The following is a 19,076-nucleotide window of genomic DNA, read 5'->3' on the forward strand; positions in this document are numbered from 1 at the left end:
CCCACAGCCGCAGGACGCGCCCGCCGGAGGCCTGGCGCCCCGGCGGCCCGTCGCCGAGCGGCGCCGCGTCCCGAGGCGCCCGGCCGCGCCCCGTGCCCCGTACGCCACCCGGGCCAACGCCCTGCACCCCGGGGCCTGGTGGCTCTGGGCGCTGGGGCTCGCCACCGCCGCCTCCCGCACCACCAACCCCCTCCTCCTCGCCCTCCTCGTCACCGTCGCCGGGTACGTCGTCGCGGCGCGGCGCACCGACGCCCCCTGGGCCCGCTCGTACACCGCCTTCGTCAAGCTCGGCCTCGCCGTCGTCGCCGTCCGGCTCGTCTTCAACATCGCCCTCGGCTCGCCGATTCCCGGCACCCACACCCTGCTCACGCTCCCCGAGGCCCCGCTCCCCGACTGGGCGAAGGGCATCCGCCTCGGCGGTCCCGTCACCGCCGAGGGCATGCTCTTCGCGCTCTACGACGGCGCCCGCCTCGCCGCCCTCCTCATCTGCGTCGGCGCCGCCAACGCCCTCGCCAACCCGGCCCGCCTGCTCAAGTCCCTCCCGGGCGCCCTGTACGAGGCGGGCGTGGCCGTGGTCGTGGCGATGACGTTCGCGCCGAACATGGTCGCCGACGTCGCCCGCCTGCGTACCGCCCGCCGACTGCGCGGCCGTCCCACCGGCGGGATCCGGGCGGTCCTCCAGATCGGACTGCCGGTCCTGGAGGGTGCCCTGGAGCGCTCGGTGGCCGTCGCCGCCTCGATGGACGCCCGCGGCTACGGCCGCACCGCGCACGTACCGGCCGCCGTCCGCCGCACCACCACCGTCCTCACCCTCGGCGGACTCCTGGGTGTCTGCGCCGGTACGTACGGGCTCCTCGCCGCCGAAGGCGCCCGCTACGGTCTGCCGGTGCTGCTCGCGGGCCTCGCCGCGGCGCTGGCGGGCCTGCGCCTGGGCGGCCGCCGCACGGTCCGTACCCGCTACCGCCCCGACCGCTGGGGCGCCCGCGCCTGGCTGGTGGCCGGTTCCGGCGCGGCGGTGGCGGCGGCCATGATCTGGGCGGGTACGTACGCACCGGACGCCCTGCACCCCGGCGTCGTCCCGCTCACCGCCCCCACGCTCCCGCTCCTGCCCGTCCTCGCCACCCTCCTCGGCCTGCTCCCGGCCTTCGTGACCCCCGCCCCGCACCCGGCCCCCGCCCCGCCCGACCGCCAGGAGTCCCGATGATCCGCTTCGACGAGGTGTCGGTCACGTACGAGGACCGCCCCGCCCCCACCGTCCGGGACGTCGACCTCACCGTCCCCGAGGGCGAGCTGGTCCTGCTGGTGGGTCCCTCCGGCGTCGGCAAGTCCACGCTCCTGGGGACGGTCTCCGGTCTCGTCCCGCACTTCACCGGCGGCACCCTGCGCGGCCGGGTCACCGTCGACGGCCGCGACACCCGTACGCACAGGCCGCGCGAACTCGCGGACGTGGTCGGCACGGTGGGCCAGGACCCGCTCGCCCACTTCGTCACCGACACGGTCGAGGACGAGCTGGCGTACGGCATGGAGTCGCTGGGCCTCGCCCCGCACGTGATGCGCCGCCGCGTCGAGGAGACCCTCGACCTGCTCGGCCTCGCGGACCTGCGCGACCGCCCGATCGCCACCCTCTCCGGCGGCCAGCAGCAGCGCGTGGCGATCGGCTCGGTCCTGACCCCGCACCCCAAGGTCCTCGTCCTGGACGAGCCGACGTCGGCGCTCGACCCGGCGGCGGCCGAGGAGGTCCTGTCCGTACTGCAACGCCTCGTCCACGACCTCGGCACGACGGTCCTGATGGCGGAGCACCGCCTGGAGCGCGTCGTGCAGTACGCGGACCGCGTGATCCTCCTCGCGTCGAGCGGCACGCCCCCGGTCCTGGGCACCCCCGCCGAAATCATGGCCACGTCCCCGGTCCACCCACCGGTGGTGGCCCTGGGCCGCCTCGCGGGCTGGACCCCGCTTCCCCTGTCGGTACGGGACGCGCGACGCAGGGCGCACGACTTGCGCGCGAGCCTGGCCGGGCGGGGGCAGGAGGCGCCGGGGGTGCCGACGGGGGACGGCCGGGCGGCCGAAAGCCGCGTACGCCCGCACGCCCCCCTGGAACCGACGGGCCTGCGCGCCGCCCTTGCCCGTCTGCGCCGGGGCACCCGCCCCGCCACGCCCCCGGCGACGGCGACCGCCGTGGTCAGTGGTTTGGGCGTACGCCGGGGCCGTATCGAGGCCCTGCGCCACGTGGACCTCGCCGTCCGGCCCGGCGAGACCGTCGCCCTCATGGGACGCAACGGCGCCGGCAAGTCCACCCTCCTCAGCACCCTCGTCGGCACGATCGAACCGACCACCGGCACCGCGACCGTCAACGGCCGCACCCCCCACCGCACACCCCCGCGCGACCTCATCCGCGAGGTCGGGCTCGTACCGCAGGAGCCCCGCGACCTGCTGTACGCGGACACGGTCGAGGCCGAGTGCGCGGCGGCCGACGCGGACGCGGGCGCCGCCCCCGGCACCTGCCGCGACCTGGTCACCGCCCTGCTCCCCGGCGTCCCCGACGACACCCACCCCCGCGACCTCTCCGAGGGTCAGCGCCTCGCGCTCGCCCTGGCGATCGTCCTGACGGGCCGCCCCCCGCTGCTGCTCCTGGACGAGCCGACCCGTGGACTGGACTACGCGGCGAAGGCCCGGCTCGCGGACGTCCTGCGCGACCTCGCCGCCGAGGGCCACGCGATCGTCCTGGCCACCCACGACGTGGAGCTCGCCGCCGAGATCGCCCACCGGGTGGTGATCCTGGCGGACGGCGAGGTGGTCGCGGACGGCCCGACGGCGGACGTCGTCGTCTCCTCGCCCTCCTTCGCCCCCCAGGTCGCCAAGATCCTGGCGCCGGACCCGTGGCTCACGGTCAGCCAGGTACGGGAGGCCCTCGCATGACGGCCGCGCCGCGCGAGACGCCCCACACCCGCCAGGCGAAGGCGGTGCGGCTCGGGCCTCGGGGGGTGACCGCCCTCGCCCTCGTCACGTTCGTCGGCGTGGCGGCCTTCGGCTGGCCGCTGCTTGCCGACGCGGACTCCGGGCTGGCCCACTCCCAGGACGCGCCCTGGCTCTTCGCCGCGCTCCTGCCGCTCCTCGTGGGGGTGGTGGTCGCCACGATCGCGGACGAGGACGGCGGCATGGACGCCAAGGCCGTCGCCATGCTCGGCGTCCTCGCGGCGGTCGGCGCCGCGCTGCGCCCGCTGGGGGCGGGCACGGCGGGCCTGGAGCCGATGTTCTTCCTGATGGTCCTGAGCGGCCGCGTTCTCGGACCGGGCTTCGGCTTCGTGCTCGGCTCGGTGACGATGTTCGCGTCCGCGCTGCTCACGGGGGGTGTGGGTCCGTGGATGCCGTTCCAGATGCTGGCGATGGGCTGGTTCACGATGGGCGCGGGCCTGCTGCCGGGCCCGCACCGGCTGCGCGGCCGGGCCGAACTCGCCCTGCTCGCCCTCTACGGCTGCGTGGCGTCCTTCGCGTACGGCACGGTCATGAACCTCCAGGGCTGGACGTACATCGGCGGGATGTCGTCCTCGATCTCCTTCCACCCCGGTGACCCACTGGGGGAGAACCTGCTGCGCTTCGCCGCGTACTGCGCGACGACGTCGCTCGGGTGGGACCTGGGGCGGGCGGTGCTGACGACGGTGCTGACGCTGGCGCTGGGGCCGACGGTGCTGAGGGCGCTTCGCAGGGCTGGTCGGCGGGCGGTGTTCGGGGCGCGGGGGGTGTTCGAGGGACCCGGGGGGACGGGCGGGGCGTCCACCGGCCCGTAGCCCCCTGGACCGTTCGCACGGCTTAACGCGGCCTGCTTCTGCGGGCCGGCGGTGGGCTGCTCCTGCCCGGTTTTCGTCTGCGGGCCGGTGGTGGGTCGCCCGCGCAGTTCCCCGCGCCCCTGAAAGGCACCTCCGGCCGCTGCAACCTCTTGCCTTCACCCGGACCCCTCCAGGGACGCGGGGAACTGCGCGGGCGACCCAGCACGGTTCGCAGGTGATCATGGGCCGGAGCGGCCGGGGTCGCAGGGGCAGGGGCTACACCGCGCGGTATGCCACCGGGGCCGCTCCCGGCACCGGCTCCGCCCTCCCCCCCTTCACCAACCGCCGCACATGCGCCTCCGCCTCCGCCACCGCGATGTTCCGGGAGCCGTACGGGATCTCGGACCACGGCCGGTTCCACTCCATCCGTACCGCCAGCTCCCACGGCGTGAGCGGTTGCGCCGACAACAGCCCCAGCAGGTCCGTCAGGCGCGACTCGTGGTGGGCCAGGAGTTCGCGGACCCGGGACGCCGCGTCCGTGAAAGCGTGCTGGTGGGCGGGGAGGACCTCCGCCACCCCGAGGCGGCCCACCCGCTCCAGGGAGGAGACGTAGTCCCCCAGCGGATCCGTCACCGTCGCGTCGTCGGGGTCCTCGTACAGCCCGATGTGCGGACTGATCCCCGGCAGCAGGTGATCGCCCGAGAAGAGGCGGCCGTGGCCCGGCCGCCCGGACGGGTGCCGTTCCTCCAGGTGCAGGCAGACGTGGCCCGGCGTGTGGCCCGGCGTCCACACCGCCCGCAGCCGGCGGCCGGGCAGCGGCAGCAGGTCGCCGGGGACGATCTCCCGGTCCGGCAGCGCCGCCCGCAGCCCGGGCAGCGCCCGTGCCGCACCCCGCGCCCGCGCCTCCCGCAGCGGCCCCAGATGCGACTCGGGCGCCCCCACCGCCGCCAGCTTCGCCGCCAGGTAGTCCAGCCAGGCCTCCGGTTCGGCCTCGCGCGTACGCCGTACGACCGCCGTGTCCGCCGCGTGCATCGCCAGCCACGCCCCGGACGCCTCCCGGACCCGGCCGGAGAGCCCGTGGTGGTCGGGGTGGTGGTGGGTCAGGACGACGCCGTGGATGTCGGTGACGTCCGTGCCCAGGCGCCGCAGGCCGTCCGTCAGCGTGTCCCAGGACGCCGGGTCGTCCCAGCCGGTGTCGACCAGGACCGGACCCCGGTCGGTGTCGACGACGTAGACCAGCGTGTGGCCCAGGGGGTTGTCCGGGATGGGCACCTCGACGGACCGGACGCCCCCGCCGTGATCGGCCGTCCCCGTCCCCGTCGCCCGCCCCCGCGGCCCCCGCGTCCCCTGCGTCATGCCGCCCACAGTAGAACGTGTTTCAGTCAGTCCTCAAGCCCCGCTCGCCGCATCTCCCGGCCCGTGGACTCCTCATAGGGGAACTGGTATCAGTTCAGGCAGATCTGATAACTCGTCAGGAATGCCGCGGCAACGCGGATCGAGCGGAGGCGCCCGGCCATGACCCATGCCACCGACGACCTTGTCGAACACGAACAGCTCTACATCGGCGGGAAGCTGACCGACCCCCGCGGATCCGACGTCATCGAGGTGGTCTCCCCGCACACCGAACAGCTCATCGGCCGCGTACCGCACGCCTCGCGCGCCGATGTCGACCACGCGGTCGCCACCGCCCGCCGCGCCTTCGACGAGGGGCCCTGGCCACGTCTGCCGCTCGCCGAACGCATCGAGGTCGTCTCCCGTATCAAGGACGCCATCGCCCGGCGCCACGAGGAGATCGCCCGCTCCATCAGCGCGCAGAACGGCTCCCCGTACTCCTGGAGCGTCCTCGCGCAGGCGCTCGGCGCGATGATGGTCTGGGACGCGGCGATCACCGTGGCCCGCGACTTCCCGTACGAGGAGCCGCGCGCCGGTGTCCTCGGACCGATCCTGGTCCGGCGCGAGCCCGTCGGGGTCGTGGCGGCCGTCGTCCCGTGGAACGTCCCGCAGTTCGTGGCCGCCGCCAAGCTCGCGCCCGCGCTGCTCGCCGGGTGCGCGGTGGTGCTCAAGCCGTCGCCCGAGACACCGCTGGACGCGTACATCCTCGGCGAGATCGCAAGCGAGGCAGGGCTGCCCGAGGGCGTGCTGTCGATCCTGCCCGCCGACCGCGAGGTCAGCGAGTACCTGGTCGGGCACCCGGACGTCGACAAGGTCTCCTTCACCGGGTCCGTGGGGGCGGGCCGGCGCGTGATGGAGGTCGCCGCGCGCAACCTCACCCGGGTCACCCTGGAGCTGGGTGGCAAGTCCGCCGCGGTCGTGCTGCCCGACGCCGATCTGGAGGCGACCGTCGCCGGGGTCGTCCCGGCCGCGTGGATGAACAACGGGCAGGCGTGCGTGGCCCAGACCCGCATCCTGGCGCCCGTGAGCCGGTACGAGGAGTTCGCGGAGGCGTTCGCGTCCGCCGCCGGGCGGCTGGTCGTCGGCGACCCGCTCGACCCCGCGACCCAGGTCGGCCCGCTGGTCGCCAGGCGCCAGCAGCAGCGCTCGTTCGACTACATCCGCATCGGCCAGGAGGAGGGCGCCAAGATCCTGGCGGGCGGCGGCCGTCCGGCCGGGCGGGACCGGGGCTGGTACGTCGAGCCGACGCTCTTCGGTGGCGTCGACAACTCCATGCGGATCGCCCGCGAGGAGATCTTCGGGCCGGTGATCTGCCTGCTGCCGTACGGCGACGAGGCCGAGGCGCTGCGGATCGCGAACGACTCCGAGTACGGGCTCAGCGGCAGTGTGTGGACCGGGGACGTGGAGCACGGCGTCGAGTTCGCGCGCCGGGTGCGCACGGGGACGTTCAACGTGAACACCTTCAGCCTGGACATGTTCGGCCCGTTCGGCGGCTACAAGAACTCGGGCGTGGGGCGGGAGTTCGGTCCCGAGGGGCTGAGTGAGTACCTGGAGCACAAGATGATCCACCTTCCGGCCGGGTACGGGGACGGGGGCGAGGCGTGATGGGGGACCGCTGGCACGTGGAGGTCGACCGGGGCGTGTGCATCGGGTCGGGGATGTGCGTGGGTACGGCGCCGGGGGCGTTCGCGCTGGACGCGGCTCGGCAGTCGCGGGTGCGGGTGGGGGAGATCGATGCGGATGAGGGGGTGCTGGCGGCGGCGGAGGGGTGCCCGGTGGAGGCGATCGGGATCGTGCTGGTGGGGTCGGGGGAGCCGGTGTTTCCTCCGGAGGAGTGAGGGGGGTTGCGGGGCGGTTCTCTGCGGGCCGGGGGGGGGCTGCCCGTGCGTCTGCCGGGCCCGGGGTTCGTCTGCGGCGCCGGTGGTGGGTTACTCGCGCAGTTCCTCGCGCCCCTTGTCGGGGCGGGACTCTATCTGCCGGTTGTCTGTGGCTGATCGCGCAGTTCCCCGCGCCCCCAACCACCTGGGGGGCGGGGAACTGCGCGAGCAAGCCAGCACGGTCCGCAGGCGAACCCCGGGCGGAAAAGGGGCGCGGGGAACCGTGCGGCAAGCACAGACGGCTTGCTGCGCGTCGCCGCCGCGTCCGGCTGCGTTCGAACACAAATTGACGCATGCGTACCGCACAGTGACCGCATGACACATGCGACTGTCCCACCCCCGGCAGGCATGGCACGTTCGTTGCCACACCACCGAGGGGGGAAGCGATGGACAAGCGGTACGAGGTCTTCTGTCTGGCAGACAGGCAGTTCTACGAGACTCCGGACCGTCTGTCATCGGCCCGCACCGGCGAGCCCGTACCCCTCTTCGAGGCGGCCCAGCGCCCGGTCCCCGAAGGGTGGCGCAGCACGCTCTCCGGGGACTGGCTCCACTTCAGCCCCGTCGACGAGGCGGGCGAGCCGCGCCCGGGAATGCCCCGCCAGGGCTGGAAGATCCACGTCTCGGCGTGTCTGGACAACGCCGAGAAGATGGCGGCGCGGGTGTGGGAGTACTGCGTCCCCAGAGCGATCCCGTTCAAGTTCGTGCCGGGCCGCCAGCCGCTGCACCTGCGCAACTCCAAGTACGCCGGCCGCGGCTCCAGCGGGAAGTTCGCCACGGTCTACCCGTCCGGCGTGGAGCAGCTGGAGAGCATACTGACCGAGCTCGGCGAGCTGCTCGACGGCGAGCCGGGCCCGTACATCCTCACCGATCTGCGCTGGAACTCCGGTCCGCTGTACGTACGTTACGGCGGCTTCGTCGAGCGGCACTGCGTCGGCGAGGGCGGGACGCTGGTGCCCGCGATCGAGAACGCCCGGGGCGAGCTGGTCCCCGACCGCCGCGACCCGGCGTTCCAGATGCCCGAATGGGTGACGCTGCCCCCGTTCCTGCGGCCCCAGTTGGAGGCCCGCAACGCGACGACCGTGGGCGACCTGCCGTACCGCATCGAGCGGGCGCTGCACTTCTCCAACGGCGGCGGCGTGTACGCCGGGACCGATGTGCGCGACGGCAGCAAGGTCGTGCTGAAGGAGGCCCGGCCGTACGCGGGGCTCGCCGCCGACGGCTGCGACGCGGTCACCCGCCTGGAGCGGGAGAAGGCGGCCCTGGAGCGGATCTCCGGGCTCGGGGTGGCGCCGGAGGTGCGCGACTGGTTCGAGCTGGGCGACCACCGCTTCCTCGTCATGGACTTCCTGGAGGGGCGCACGCTGAACGCGTTCTTCGCCGAGCGCCACCCCCTGCTCGCCGTCGATCCCGACCCGGACGCGGTGGCCTCGTACACGACCTGGGCCCTCGCGGTGCACCGGGCCGTGGAGCGGGCCGTCGAGCAGGTGCACTCGCGCGGGCTCGTCTGCAACGACCTGCACATGTTCAACGTGATGGTCGGGCCGGAGGGCGAGGACGCGAGCGGCGGCCGGGAGGTCTCCGTGCGGCTGCTCGACTTCGAGGCCGCGGTGCCGCTCGAGGAGCACGAGGGGCAGACGATGGCGCACCCCGGGTTCGTGGCGCCGCGCGACCGCAAGGGCTTCGAGGTTGACCGGTACGCGCTGGCCTGTCTGCGGCTCGCCCTGTTCGTGCCGATGACGACGCTGCTCGTGGTCGACCAGGACAAGGCGGCGCATCTGGCGAAGGTCGCGAAGAGCCAGTTCCCCGCTGTGCCGGAAGGTTTCTTCGAGGAGGCGGTACGGGTCATCCGGGGCACGGACGAGCCCCTGGCGCGGCCCTATCTGCCCGCCCGGCCCGAGGAGTGGCCCGCCGGGCGCGACTCGATGGTCCGCGCGATCCTCGCCTCCGCCACGCCCGAACGCGAGGACCGGCTCTTCCCCGGGGACATCGCGCAGTTCGCGGACGGCGGCGGCCTCGGCGTCGCGTACGGCGCGGCCGGGGTGCTCTACGCCCTGGACGCCACCGGCGCCGGGCGCTACCGGGACGGCGAGGAGTGGCTGCTGCGCCGCACCGAGGACCCGCCCGTCGGCTGTCCGCTGGGCTTCTACGACGGGCTGAGCGGCGTGGCGTACGTCCTGGACCGCCTCGGCCACACCGAACGCGCCCTCGACCTCGTCGACCGGGTGCTGGACGAGAAGTGGCAGCGGCTCGCGCCCGGCCTGCACGGGGGCCTGGCCGGGCTCGGGCTCGCGCTGGACTCGCTCGGCCGCACCACCGGCGAGAGCGATCTGCGCGACCGGGCCCTGGAGGCGGCCTGGATCATCGCCGGGGAGCCGAGGCCCGAGGCGGGCGGCGGGCGCCGACGCGCCGGTCTGCTGCACGGCGCCAGCGGCCCCGCCCTGCTCTTCCTGCGGCTCTACGAGCACACCGGCGAACCCGCGCTCCTCGACCACGCCGCCGAGTTCCTCCGCCGCGACCTCGCGGCCTGCGTCACCGACCGCTCGGGCGCCCTCCAGGTCGACGAGGGTGTACGGACCATGCCGTACCTCGGCAGCGGTGGCGTCGGTATCGCGATGGTGCTGGACGACTATCTGGCGCACCGGTACGACGAGGAGTTCGCCGAGGCCAGGGCCGCGATCCTGCCCACCGCGCGGCTGCGGTACTACGCCCAGCCGGGCCTGTTCGACGGCCGCGCGGGCATGGTGCTGCACCTCGCCCGCACCCGCGCCGCCCGCGCCGACCTCGACGCGCAGGCCGCGGCGCTCGCCTGGTACGCCGTGCCGTACGAGGGCCACCTGGCCTTTCCCGGCAACCAGATGATGCGGCTCTCCATGGACCTCGCGACCGGCACGGCGGGCTGTCTGCTCGCCCTGGGCTCGCTGCCCGCCGCCGCGTCCGCCCGAAGGCGCCCCGCGGGGCTGCCCTTCCTGCCACCGCTCCCGGTGGCCCCCAAGACGGCCCCGCGAGGGGCCGGACGGTGAACCCGTCCCCACGAAGAAATTCCCGACAAAAGGAGATGGCCATGACACTTCTCGACCTTCAGAAGATGGACGTTCCCGAGACCACCGGTGGTGGCGGTGGCGAGAGCAGCGTCAGCCTGCTGCTGTGTGACAAGCACAGCGGGGCCAGCCAGTTGCTCTGTCTCTGAGACACCCGAACCACCCTGATCAATCCCTGTTGCACATGATCAACCTTGATCGAACCTGATCAACGTGTGACGCGGCCCCGGGCGGACTTGCTCTCCGCCCGGGGCCTTGTGCGCCCCGGAGGGCCCCTTGGCTCCACGTCCCTTTCTCCGCGAGACCGTCCGGTACGGCGCGGCGCCCGCCGCGCTCGTGCTGCTGCTGACCACGGCCCTCGCCGGGGCGGGCCTGGCCCTGCCGTGGGCGCTCGGCCGCACCCTCGATCTGCTGCTCGGCGAGGACCGCTCGGCCGCCGGGCCCTGGCTCGCGCTGTGCGCGGCGCTCACCGGCGCCACCGTGCTGCTCGGCGCCCTCGACGGCCTGGTCACCGCCGTCGCCAACGCCCGTACCACCGCGTGGATACGCACCCGCGTCCTCGGCCAGGTGCTGGCCGCCGGACCGCGCACCACGCTCGCCGAGGGCGACCTGGTGGCCCGGCTCGTCGGCAACGCCGCCCAGGCCGGACCCGTGCCCGCGACCCTCGCCGCCACTCTCGCCGCCGTGCTCACCCCGGTCGGCGGACTGGTGGCGCTCGCCCTCACCGACGGGTGGACGGCGCTCGCGCTGCTCGCCGGGATGCCCATGCTCGCCCTGTTGCTCAAGGTGTTCGTCCGCAGGTCCGGGGATGTGGGCACCGCCTATCTGCGCGCGCAGGGTGAGATCGCCGGGCGGCTCAGCGAGGCCGTGGAGGGCGCCCGCACCATCGCGGCGGCCGGCACCGCCGAGCGCGACGCGGCCCGTATCCTCGCGCCGCTGCCCGAACTCTCCCGCCAGGGCCACCGCATGTGGCGCGTCACCGGCCGCTCCACCGCCCAGGCCTCCGCCCTGCTGCCGCTGCTCCAGCTCATCGTGCTCGCGGTCGCCGGGCTGCGGCTCGCGGACGGCGCGCTGAGCGTGGGCGGCATGCTCGCGGCCTGGCGGTACGCCGTCCTGGCCACCGGCACCGGAATGCTGGTCGGCCAGCTCAACGGCCTGGTGCGCGGCCGCGCCGCCGCCGACCGCCTGGCCGAGGCGCTCACCGTGCCCGCCATGACGTACGGAACACGGCACCTGCCCGAAGGGCCCGGGTCGTTGGAGTTCCGCGGTGTGCGCACCGGCCCCCTCGACGACATCGACCTCCATGTTCCCGGCGGCTCGGTGGCGGCCGTGGTCGGGCGCTCCGGCAGCGGCAAGAGCGCCCTGGCGGCGGTCGCGGGCCGGCTCACCGACCCCGAGAGCGGCACGGTCCTCCTCGACGGGGTCCCGCTGCCCGAACTCTCCCGGCAGGGGCTGCGCCGCGAGGTCGGCCACGCCTTCGCCCGTCCGGCGCTCCTCGGCGCGACCGTCGGCGGCACGATCGCCTTCGGCGTCGATGAACCCGGCCCGGAACAGATCACCGCCGCCGCGCGGGCGGCCTGCGCCGACGACTTCGTCCGCAGACTGCCGCTCGGCTACGACACCCCCTGCGAGCAGGCCCCGATGTCCGGCGGTGAGGCCCAACGCCTCGGTCTGGCGCGGGCGTTCGCCCACTGCGGGCGGCTGCTGATCCTCGACGACGCCACCTCCAGCCTCGACTCCGCGACCGAGCAGCGGGTCTCGCGCGCGCTGCTCGACGAGCTGACACCGGGCACCCGGCTCATCGTCGCCCACCGGGTGACCACCGCCGCCCGCGCCGATCTGGTGGTGTGGCTGGACGGGGGCGGGGTGCGCGCGCTCGCCCCGCACGCGGAGCTGTGGCGGCTGCCCGAGTACCGCGCGGTGTTCGCCGGGGAGGCCGCGTGAAGGGGCGCCTGCGGGAAATGGCCCGCCCCCGCCGGAGGCCCCTGCTCCGGCTCGCCGCCTGGTCGGCGCTGGAGGCGGGGGAGACGTTCCTGCTCGGCTACGCGCTGGCGCGCGCGCTCGACGGGGGCTTCCTCGCGGGCCGTACCGGGACCGGCCTCGCCTGGCTGGGGCTCGCCGCGCTCGGTGTCGTGGCCGGGGCGTTCGGGACCGGGCGGGTGCATCTGGCGGTGGCCGCGCTCGTCGAGCCGGTCCGCGACGACCTCGTACGCCGGGTGGTGCGCCGGGCGCTGCGGGCGCCCGACGGGGCGGCGGTCTCCCGGCTTACCCACCAGGTGGAGATCGCCCGCGACACGCTCGCCGGGCTGGTGATGGTGTCACGGACCTTCGTCGTCACGGCCGTGGGGGCGCTGATCGGGCTGTGCTCGCTGGCGCCGGTGCTGCTGCCGGTGGTGGCGCTGCCGCTGGCCGCCTCCCTCGCCCTCTTCCTCGCCACGCTGCGCCCGCTCGCCCACCGCCAGGAGGTGTTCCTCGCCGCCGACGAGGCCCTGGCCGCCGAACTGGGCCTGGCGGTCGGCGGGCTGCGCGACATCACGGCGGCCGGGGCGCAGGACCGGGTGGCGGCCGGTGCGGGGGAGCGGATCGACGCCGAGTTCCGGGCCTCGCGCGCGCTCGCCCGCTGGGGGGTGCTGCGTACGCTCGCGGCCGGGGTCGGCGGCCGGCTCACCGTGGTGCTGCTGCTGGTGGCGGCCCCCTGGCTGCTGGACCACGGGGTCACCCCGGGCGCGTTCGTGGGCGCCCTCGCCTATGTCACCCAGTCCCTGATCCCGGCCCTCCAGTCACTGATGCAGGGGCTCGGCACCTCGGGGGCGCGGCTGTTCGTGGTGCTGCGCAGGCTGACGGCGGACGGGGAGCCGTCACCGCCGCCCGCGCCCCCGGCCGGTGAGCCGGGCCCCGGCGAGGCCGTACGGCTGCGGGGCGTCACCTTCGCGTACGGGCCGGGAGCCGCACCCGTCGTCGACGGCCTGGACCTGACCGTGCCGCACGGGGGGCATCTCGCGGTCGTCGGCCCCAGCGGCATCGGCAAGTCGACCCTGGCCGAACTCATGGCGGGTGTGCGCGCCCCCGACAGCGGCGAAGTTCTACGCGGCTGCGCGCGGGTCCTGGTGCCCCAGCAGGCGTACGTCTTCACCGACACCGTCCGTGCCAACCTCACCTATCTGTGCCCGGACGACCCGGACGACCCGGCGGGCCCGGGGGCCCCGGGGGCCCCGGACGGCTCGTCCGACGGCACGGTCAGTGGGGCGGCCGGTGGTTCGCCCGTCGGCTCACCGGGGGACGACGCCCTGCTGTCGGCCTGCACGGCCGTGGGCGCCCGGGACCTCGTGGACCGGCTCGGTGGGCTCGGCGCGACGCTGGTGCCGTCCCAACTCTCTGCGGGGGAGCGGCAGTTGATTGCTCTGGCCAGGGCATATGTGGCGCCCGTACCCCTGGTCCTGCTCGACGAGGCGACCTGTCATCTGGATCCGGCGGCCGAGGCACGCGCAGAGCGGGCGTTCGCCCGGCGGCCCGGGACGGCGCTGGTGGTCGTGGCGCACCGGACCGGTTCCGCGCGCCGGGCCCGGCAGGTGCTGGTGCTGGGCGGCGCGGGGGTCGAGCGCGGGACACACGACGAACTGCTGCGAAAGTCCGCGTTCTACCGGGAGTTGACCGGATTACACCCATCCCTCGCCCTGGGAGATACGGATGGCGTCCACGCGGTTGCGGGCGCCGGTCTTGCGGGTGATCGCCGCCATGTAGTTGCGCACAGTCCCGTTGGACAGATGGAGACTGTGCGCGATGTCCGCGATGGAGGCGCCCTCGGCGGCGAGTGAGAGGACGCTCAGCTCCCGTCTGGTGAGCGGCATCTCGGCCGCTCGCAGGAAGCCGAAGCCCAGCGAGTCGTCGACGAATCGCTGACCTGCGGCGGCCCGTCTTATGGCGCCGATCAGCCGCTCCGGGGTGGCGTCCTTGTCGACGTAGCCGAGGGCGTGCGCCTCCACGGCCTGGCGCAGCGGCCCGGGCCGGTTGGCGCTGGCCAGCACCACGAGCCGGGTGCCCCGCGACCCGTGGTGCCGGCTCTGTAACTCCCCCAGCGGCGCGATGCCGTACGAGTCGGAGCAGTCGAGGTCCACGGCGCACACATCCGGCCGCAGCGCCCGCGCACGGGCGGGCGCGCTGCGCCAGGGCGCGTGGTGGACCTCCAGGCCGGGTTCCCGGCTCAGGCGGTCGGCCAGCGCCGACCGCATCAGACATGCATCGTGCACGAGAAGTACCCGGATCACGTTTCAGCCCCCTCCAGCTCCCCGCCTACCGGTTGCCTTCCTCCGGCACGCGAAACATTTCCATCCGGGGGCCGGGACAGGGGAAGTCGCATAATCGGCCATGGGGTGGCACGGGGGCGCGTACGGCGCACAGAGCGCGCACGGGCGGTCGTATGCGGTGGACCTGCGCGCCGGGCGCGGGGCCATGTCACCGACGGATCGGGCCATACCCGGGCACGGTGGGTCGAAGATGGCGGGACCGGCCGCTCGGTGCCACCGGCGAGAACGGCCGGATCGGGCCGAACCAACCGGGCGCCGAACGAGTCGGGCCGGTCAGGGACGTGCCCGGCCGGGAGCCGCGCGCCTGCCCGGCCGGGAGCCGCGCGCCTGCCGGGCCGGAAGTGGCCCGCTCAGGCCGGGAGGTCGTCCTGGGCCGTGAGGTCGATCAGCCGGCACACCGTCTCGATGTCTATCTTCACCTGGGCGATCGAGGCCCGCCCGGAGAGCCAGGTGATCAGGGCCGAGTGCCAGGTGTGCTCGATGACCCGGACCGCCGAGAGCTGCGGCGGGCTCGGGTGGTCGAGCCCCATCGCGTCCAGGATGATCGCGGTGGTCTGCCGGGAGACGGTGTCCACCTCGGGGCTGACCGAGCGGTCGGCGAAGGTGAGGGCGCGCACCATCGCGTCGGCGAGGTGCGGCTCGCGCTGGAGCGCGCGGAACGCCCGCATCAGCGTCTCGGCGACCCGCTGCGCGGCCGAGTCGCCGGAGGGCGGGTGCTTGCGGAGCGTGGAGTGCAGATGCTGGAGCTGGTCCTGCATGGTGGCGACCAGCAGATGGATCTTGGAGGGGAAGTAGCGGTAGAGCGTGCCGAGCGCGACCCCCGCGGCCTCGGCCACCTCGCGCATCTGGACCGCGTCGAAGCCGCCCCGGCTGGCCAGCTGGGCGCTGGCGTGCAGGATGCGGCGGCGGCGCGCCTCCTGGCGCTCGGTCAGGACGGGCGACGCGGCGATGGCCGCTCTGGCTTCCGCTGTCATCTGTCCCGTTCCGTCGTCCGATTCCCGCTGCTCCCGGGGGCCTGGCGGCCCGTTTCCGGGGGCACAGCATGGCAGGAGCCCCCGTGGTGGCGCGAATCACCCGATCCGCTCCTCACACGCGCGCTACCTGCCGGTAGATTCAAAGCTTCCCCAGGCTCCGGACGGAGATCAAGAAGGATCAAGTCTGGAACTTGTTCTAGATTAGCGCGAGCGGTTACGCTCCGGCGAAACGCAGCGATGAAGGGGCCGCGAGTGACCGCAGAGGCCATAGAGGCAAACCCGCGCACAGGGGAGCCGGCCCGTGCGGGTGACCGCCCGCTGCGGATCGCCCTCCTGACGTACAAGGGCAATCCGTTCTGCGGCGGCCAGGGCGTCTACGTACGCCACCTCTCCCGCGAACTCGCCCGCCTCGGGCACAGCGTGGAGGTCATCGGCGCGCAGCCCTACCCCGTCCTGAACGAGGGCGTACCGCTCACCGAGCTCCCCAGCATGGACCTGTACCGCTCGCCGGACCCGTTCCGTACGCCCAACAGGGGCGAGTACCGGGACTGGGTCGACGCGCTGGAGGTCGCCACCATGTGGACCGGCGGGTTCCCCGAGCCGCTGACGTTCTCGCTGCGGGCCCGGCGCCATCTCGCCGCCCGCAAGGGCGAGTTCGACGTCATCCACGACAACCAGACGCTCGGTTACGGCCTGCTCGCCGGCCTCGGCGCGCCCCTGGTCACCACGATCCACCACCCCATCACCGTCGACCGGCAGCTGGAACTGGACGCCGCCGGGGACTGGAAGCGGCGCGCCTCGGTGCGCCGCTGGTACGCCTTCACCCGGATGCAGAAGCGGGTCGCGCGGCGGCTGCCGTCCGTGCTCACGGTCTCCGGCTCCTCCCAGCGCGAGATCGTCGAGCACCTCGGGGTGCGCGAGGACCGCATCTCCGTGGTGCACATCGGCGCCGACACCGGCCTGTGGTCCCCGGACCCGTCGGTGGCCGAGGTGCCCGGGCGGATCGTCACCACCTCCAGCGCGGACGTCCCGCTCAAGGGCCTCGTCTTCCTCGTCGAGGCGCTCGCCAAGGTGCGCGCCGAGCACCCCGAGGCGCACCTCGTCGTCGTCGGCAAGCGCGCCGAGGACGGGCCGGTCGCCCAGGCCATAGAGAAGTACGGACTCGGCGGCGCGGTCCGCTTCGTCAAGGGCATCACGGACGCCGAGCTCGTCGACCTCGTACGGTCGGCGCAGGTCAGCTGTGTGCCGTCGCTGTACGAGGGGTTCTCCCTGCCGGCCGCCGAGGCGATGGCGACGGGGACCCCGCTGGTGGCCACGACCGGGGGCGCGATCCCCGAGGTGGCCGGGCCCGACGGCGAGACGTGCCTGGCGGTGCCGCCGGGCGACCCGCAGGCGCTGGCCGCCGCGCTGGTACGGCTGCTGGGCGACCCGCAGCTGCGCGCCCGGCTCGGCGCGGCCGGGCGGGAGCGGGTGCTGGAGCGGTTCACCTGGGCCCGGGCGGCCGAGGGCACCGCCGAGCTCTATCGCTCCGCGATCGCCGACAAGGGCCGCTCCGCGGCCAGGAAGCCCGCGGGGTGACCCCGCACCACCCCGGCCCCAGCCGCTCCGCGCCCCCACCCCCCGGCCGCTCCGCGGCCCCCGCAGCTCTCCATCCGAAAGGGCAGACCCCGTGCTGACCGTCGACTTCTCCCGCTTCCCGCTCGCCCCGGGCGACCGCGTGCTCGACCTGGGCTGCGGCGCGGGCCGGCACGCCTTCGAGTGCTACCGGCGCGGCGCGCGGGTCGTGGCGCTGGACCAGAACGGCGAGGAGATCCGCGAGGTCGCCAAGTGGTTCGCGGCGATGAAGGAGGCCGGGGAGGCGCCCGAGGGGGCGACCGCCACGGCGATGGAGGGCGACGCGCTCAACCTGCCCTTCCCCGACGCCTCCTTCGACGTCGTGATCATCTCCGAGGTCATGGAGCACATCCCGGACGACAAGGGCGTGCTCGCCGAGATGGTCCGCGTCCTCAAGCCGGGCGGCCGGATCGCCGTCACCGTGCCGCGCTACGGGCCGGAGAAGGTCTGCTGGACGCTCTCCGACGCGTACCACGAGGTCGAGGGCGGCCACATCCGCATCTACAAGGCGGACGAGCTGCTCGGCAAGATGCGCGAGGCGGGCCTGAAGCCGTACGGCACGCACCACGCGCACGCGCTGCACTCGCCGTACTGGTGGCTCAAGTGCGCCTTCGGGGTGGGCAGGGACGGCAAGGACGCGGCGCTGCCGGTGCGGGCGTACCACAAGCTGCTCGTCTGGGACATCATGAAGAAGCCGCTGGTCACGAGGCTGGCGGAGCAGGCGCTCAACCCGGTCGTGGGCAAGAGCTTCGTGGCGTACGCGACGAAGCCGCACCTCGCGATCGATGAGGGGCCGCTCGACGCCGAGGGCGCGCCCGGCGCCGAGGTCCCGGCCACCGCCGGGGTCCCGCTCGCCCCTACCGGCAAGGCCGGCGCCAAGTGACCTCACCGGAGCGGACCGAACACCTGGTCCTGCCGGGGGTGCTCACCGCCGGGCAGGCCGCCGCGACCGTGGCCGGGATCCTGGCCGTGCAGCGCGAGGACGGCGCCATCCCGTGGTTCCGCGGGCACCATCTGGACCCCTGGGACCACACCGAGGCCGCGATGGCCCTGGACGCGGCGGGTGAGCACGCGGCGGCGGCCCGCGCCTACGAGTGGCTGGCGCGGCACCAGAACGAGGACGGGTCCTGGTACGCGGCGTACCACGACGGGGACTTCAGGCAGGTCACCGACCGGGCGCGGGAGACCAACTTCGTCGCGTACGTGGCGGTGGGGGTCTGGCACCACTACCTCGCCACCGGCGACGACACCTTCCTCGACCGGATGTGGCCGGTGGTGTACGCGGCGGTGGAGTTCGTGCTGCGGCTCCAGCAGCCGGGCGGGCAGATCGGCTGGAAGCGCGAGGAGGACGGCACGCCCGTCACCGACGCGCTGCTGACCGGCAGCTCCTCCATCCACCAGGCGCTGCGGTGCGCGCTGGCGATCGCGGAGCAGCGGGAGGAGCCGCAGCCGGACTGGGAGCTGGCCACGGGCGCGCTCGCGCACGCGGTGGCCCGCCATCCCGAGCGCTTCCTCGACAAGTCGCGCTACTCGATGGACTGGTACTACCCCGTGCTCGGGGGCGCGGTGAGCGGCGCGGAGGCGAAGGAACGCATCGAGTCGCGCTGGGACGCCTTCGTGGTGCCCGGGCTCGGGGTGCGCTGCGTCCTGCCCAACCCGTGGGTGACGGGCGGCGAGAGCTGCGAGCTGGCGCTCGCGCTGTGGGTGATGGGCGAGTCGGACCGGGCCCTGGAGATCCTCCAGTCCATCCAGCACCTGCGGGCCGGGGACGGTCTGTACTGGACGGGGTACGTCTTCGAGGGGAACCGGGCGGTGTGGCCGGAGGAGCTGACGACGTGGACGGCGGGGGCGCTGGTGTTGGCTGTGGCGGCGCTTGGGGGGGATGAGGCGACTACGGCGGTGTTCTCGGGGGAGCGGCTGCCTCGGGGGCTGGCCCCGGAGTGCTGCGGATCCCCCACCCCGCCCGTTCCCTGAACCCTCCGGGGGCGGGTGGGGGGCGTCCCCGTTTTCGCCCGCGGGTCGTGGTGGGCTGGTGGCGGGGGGGGCCCCCCCCCCCCCCGCGGGGGCCCCCCCCGCCCGGGGGGGCGCCCCCCCCCCGGGCGCCCCCCGGAGG

The 19,076-nt window shown here is 74.4% G+C and carries 14 protein-coding genes and 1 pseudogene; 12 read left to right on the forward strand and 3 right to left on the reverse strand.

All coding sequences use genetic code 11. From position 1 onward, the window contains the following. The first annotated feature begins 31 nt into the window (after window positions 1–31). The 3 genes from ACZ4MU_RS30195 to ACZ4MU_RS30205 are packed head-to-tail and all read left to right on the forward strand — an operon-like array spanning window position 32 to window position 3,785. On the forward strand, window positions 32–1,204 hold the full coding sequence (locus ACZ4MU_RS30195; protein WP_467882592.1) for an energy-coupling factor transporter transmembrane component T family protein: 1,173 nt from the start codon (window positions 32–34) through the stop codon (window positions 1,202–1,204). Next, window positions 1,201–2,916 carry an ABC transporter ATP-binding protein gene (locus ACZ4MU_RS30200; RefSeq protein WP_467882550.1) on the forward strand — a complete coding sequence of 572 codons (1,716 nt, stop codon included), beginning with the start codon at window positions 1,201–1,203 and terminating at the stop codon, window positions 2,914–2,916. Before ACZ4MU_RS30195 ends, ACZ4MU_RS30200 begins: the two co-directional genes overlap by 4 nt. Further along, on the forward strand, window positions 2,913–3,785 hold the full coding sequence (locus tag ACZ4MU_RS30205) for an ECF transporter S component (RefSeq protein WP_467882552.1): 873 nt from the start codon (window positions 2,913–2,915) through the stop codon (window positions 3,783–3,785). Before ACZ4MU_RS30200 ends, ACZ4MU_RS30205 begins: the two co-directional genes overlap by 4 nt. Window positions 3,786–4,040: 255 nt before the next feature. Here the strand turns inward: ACZ4MU_RS30205 and ACZ4MU_RS30210 are convergent, their stop codons facing one another. After that, window positions 4,041–5,120 carry an MBL fold metallo-hydrolase gene (locus ACZ4MU_RS30210; RefSeq protein WP_467882555.1) on the reverse strand — a complete coding sequence of 360 codons (1,080 nt, stop codon included), beginning with the start codon at window positions 5,118–5,120 and terminating at the stop codon, window positions 4,041–4,043. 159 nt (window positions 5,121–5,279) lie between these two features. Here ACZ4MU_RS30210 and ACZ4MU_RS30215 point away from each other — a divergent pair, with 159 nt between their 5' ends. The 6 genes from ACZ4MU_RS30215 (at window position 5,280) to ACZ4MU_RS30240 (ending at window position 13,886) form a co-directional block, all read left to right on the forward strand. Continuing rightward, window positions 5,280–6,761: an aldehyde dehydrogenase gene (locus ACZ4MU_RS30215; protein ID WP_467882557.1), complete on the forward strand. Its 1,482-nt coding sequence runs from the start codon at window positions 5,280–5,282 to the stop codon at window positions 6,759–6,761. Continuing rightward, window positions 6,761–6,994, forward strand: a complete 234-nt coding sequence (locus ACZ4MU_RS30220; protein WP_467882559.1) for a ferredoxin — start codon at window positions 6,761–6,763, stop codon at window positions 6,992–6,994. The genes ACZ4MU_RS30215 and ACZ4MU_RS30220 overlap by 1 nt, the downstream gene beginning before the upstream one ends. A 425-nt stretch (window positions 6,995–7,419) precedes the next feature. After that, window positions 7,420–10,053: a class III lanthionine synthetase LanKC gene (gene lanKC / locus ACZ4MU_RS30225; protein WP_467882561.1), complete on the forward strand. Its 2,634-nt coding sequence runs from the start codon at window positions 7,420–7,422 to the stop codon at window positions 10,051–10,053. 41 nt (window positions 10,054–10,094) lie between these two features. Next, window positions 10,095–10,220 carry a SapB/AmfS family lanthipeptide gene (locus ACZ4MU_RS30230; protein WP_358835101.1) on the forward strand — a complete coding sequence of 42 codons (126 nt, stop codon included), beginning with the start codon at window positions 10,095–10,097 and terminating at the stop codon, window positions 10,218–10,220. Between the two features lie 127 nt (window positions 10,221–10,347). Further along, window positions 10,348–12,015 carry an ABC transporter ATP-binding protein gene (locus tag ACZ4MU_RS30235; protein ID WP_467882564.1) on the forward strand — a complete coding sequence of 556 codons (1,668 nt, stop codon included), beginning with the start codon at window positions 10,348–10,350 and terminating at the stop codon, window positions 12,013–12,015. 17 nt (window positions 12,016–12,032) lie between these two features. Continuing rightward, on the forward strand, window positions 12,033–13,886 hold the full coding sequence (locus tag ACZ4MU_RS30240; RefSeq protein WP_467882565.1) for an ATP-binding cassette domain-containing protein: 1,854 nt from the start codon (window positions 12,033–12,035) through the stop codon (window positions 13,884–13,886). Here ACZ4MU_RS30240 and ACZ4MU_RS30245 read toward each other — a convergent pair. Then, window positions 13,812–14,336 (reverse strand): annotated as a pseudogene (locus ACZ4MU_RS30245) (response regulator); the annotation flags it as partial. The gene ACZ4MU_RS30240 and the pseudogene ACZ4MU_RS30245 sit on opposite strands and share 75 nt — an antisense overlap. 389 nt (window positions 14,337–14,725) lie before the next feature. After that, on the reverse strand, window positions 14,726–15,349 hold the full coding sequence (locus tag ACZ4MU_RS30250) for a TetR family transcriptional regulator (protein ID WP_467882567.1): 624 nt from the start codon (window positions 15,347–15,349) through the stop codon (window positions 14,726–14,728). A gap of 252 nt (window positions 15,350–15,601) precedes the next feature. On the opposite strand from ACZ4MU_RS30250, the gene ACZ4MU_RS30255 reads away from it, so the two are divergent. The 3 genes from ACZ4MU_RS30255 to ACZ4MU_RS30265 all read left to right on the forward strand — a co-directional run bounded on the left by ACZ4MU_RS30255 (window position 15,602) and on the right by ACZ4MU_RS30265 (window position 18,937). Further along, window positions 15,602–16,927 carry a glycosyltransferase family 4 protein gene (locus ACZ4MU_RS30255; protein WP_467882568.1) on the forward strand — a complete coding sequence of 442 codons (1,326 nt, stop codon included), beginning with the start codon at window positions 15,602–15,604 and terminating at the stop codon, window positions 16,925–16,927. Window positions 16,928–17,018: 91 nt separating this feature from the next. After that, on the forward strand, window positions 17,019–17,846 hold the full coding sequence (locus ACZ4MU_RS30260) for a class I SAM-dependent methyltransferase (protein WP_467882571.1): 828 nt from the start codon (window positions 17,019–17,021) through the stop codon (window positions 17,844–17,846). Then, window positions 17,843–18,937: a prenyltransferase/squalene oxidase repeat-containing protein gene (locus tag ACZ4MU_RS30265; protein WP_467882573.1), complete on the forward strand. Its 1,095-nt coding sequence runs from the start codon at window positions 17,843–17,845 to the stop codon at window positions 18,935–18,937. Before ACZ4MU_RS30260 ends, ACZ4MU_RS30265 begins: the two co-directional genes overlap by 4 nt. The last annotated feature ends 139 nt before the right edge of the window (window positions 18,938–19,076 follow it).

The organism is Streptomyces sp. NPDC026377 (assembly GCF_055567715.1).